This window comes from Streptosporangiales bacterium (assembly GCA_009379825.1).
Classification (GTDB): domain Bacteria; phylum Actinomycetota; class Actinomycetes; order Streptosporangiales; family WHST01; genus WHST01.
This window is the reverse complement of the sequence record WHTA01000167.1, coordinates 1-1,855: the sequence shown is the minus strand read 5'-3', so window position 1 is coordinate 1,855 and position 1,855 is coordinate 1. Positions and strand designations below refer to the sequence as shown.

Here is a 1,855-nt window from a genome sequence, read left to right as displayed (position 1 = left end):
CAGGTTCCCGAGGTAGCCGAACTCGTCGCCGGTGAGGAACAGCGCGACCGAGACGACGCCGGTCAGGCCGAGGGCGAACGACACCGGCACACCGAGCGCGAGCAGCGCGAGCAGGATGACGCCGACGATGGCGGCGATCAGCAGGACGCTCATCCGCCGGCCCCCTCCCCCGGCGCGTCATCGTCGTCGCCGGCCGGGCCGGTCGCGATCCGCCGCACGGTGTCCACGGCGATCACCACGTACTGCAGGACGACGAGGGTCATGCCCAGCGGCAGGATCGCGTAGGGGAACATCAGCGGCGGGTTCCACGCCGTACCGGACCGCCGGCCAGTGGTGACCGCGTGCCACCAGAGCTCGTAGGTGAGCACGGCCACGACCGCGGCCAGACCGATGCCGAGCACGGCCGCGACGAGCTTGGCCACCTCGCGGGCGACCGGCGGGAGTTGCCGCACCACGAGGTCGACCCTGACGTGGTCGCCGTGTCTGAGGCCGTACGCCGCGCCCACGAACGTCGCGTAGATCAGCAAATAGATCGACAGCTCGGTCTGCCACACCGTCGAGGCACCCAGGAAGTACCGCAACAGCACGCCGTAGCAGACGATGAGCGCGGCCGCCAGGACGAGGACGGCACTGGTGTAGCCGGCGACCTCGGACAGCCAGTCGACCAGCCGCAGCACACCAGGCCGCCGTCGCCTCGCTGACCCGGTCAACGTGCCGCCCCTGGACGGACCGCAGCCGGCAGTGGACCTCGGGAGATCCGCGACACGGGCGCGGGCGTCCGCCCGCGCCCGCCGCGGACGTGCAGTGCTGGCTCGGGAGGGGTCACCGGTCTCCTCGGGTCACGGGATGGCAGGAAACGATACGCGCCGCGGCCTTCGGCACATCCCCTCGTCACTGCCCCTCGTCGGCGACCTTCTTGGCGAGCTCGATCAGCTCGTCCCCATCGTCCACCTTCTTCGCGAAGTCCGCCCAGACCGGCTCGGACTTCTCCCGCCACTTCTCGTACGAGGCGTCGTCCATCTGGACGACCTTGACGCCGGCCTCCTTGAACTCCTTCTCCACCCTGGCGTCGTCCTTCTCCGACTCCTCGTAGGCGAAGTTCTGCAGGCTCGCACCGACGTCTTCGACGATCTTCCGCTGCTCCTTGGTCAGCTTCTCGAACTGCTTCTCGCCGATGATGAGCGGCTCGAACATGAACCAGAACGTGTTGCCACCGGTGGGCGAGGTGAACGTCTTCACCTGCTCGTACAGCCGATAGGAACCGAACGAGGACGTGGACGTGATCGCGCTGTCCAGCACGCCGGTCTGCATGCCGTTGTAGATCTCCGACGACGGCATGCTGGACAGACCGAACCCGACGCTCTTCAGCATCTGCTCGATCCGCGGCCCCGCCGCCCTGGTGACGTTGCCCTTGGGCACGTCGTCTGGTGAGACGATCGGCTTCGCGCTGCGCGCCCCGACTGCACCTGCGTTCCAGATCCAGGTGAGCACCTTGATGCCGTTCTCTTCGGTGAGCCGCTCGACGCGCTTGCCGATCTCCGCGTCCTGCCACTTCCTCGCCTGCTCGTGGTTGCGCACCATCGCCGGCATCAAGGTGATGCTGAACGCCGGCACGTCGCCAGCCGCGTAGTCGAGGGGGTACACCGACATGTCCGCCGTACCCTTGCGGATGGCACTGTACTGCTCGATCGGGTCCTCGATGAGCGAGTTGCCCGGGTACAGCTTGATCTTGACCTCTCCGTCGGTGCGCTTCTCCACCTTGTCCGCGAACCGCTGGGCGAGAACGGACCTGAAGTCGCCCTCGCCCTTGTCGTTGACCGCCGGCCACTGGTGCGACAACCGCAGGGTGACCGTG

The 1,855-nt window shown here is 67.7% G+C and carries 3 protein-coding genes; all 3 read right to left on the bottom strand.

Going from position 1 to position 1,855, the window contains the following annotated elements:
- Window positions 1–153, bottom strand: a 153-nt coding sequence (locus GEV07_30925) for a TRAP transporter large permease (GenBank protein MQA06921.1), incomplete at its 3' end; no start/stop codon positions are given.
- Window positions 150–710, bottom strand: a complete 561-nt coding sequence (locus tag GEV07_30920) for a TRAP transporter small permease subunit (GenBank protein MQA06920.1) — start codon at window positions 708–710, stop codon at window positions 150–152. The genes GEV07_30925 and GEV07_30920, both read right to left, overlap by 4 nt.
- Window positions 711–891: 181 nt before the next feature.
- Window positions 892–1,855 (bottom strand): C4-dicarboxylate ABC transporter substrate-binding protein (locus tag GEV07_30915; GenBank protein ID MQA06919.1); only part of this gene is annotated, 964 nt, incomplete at its 5' end.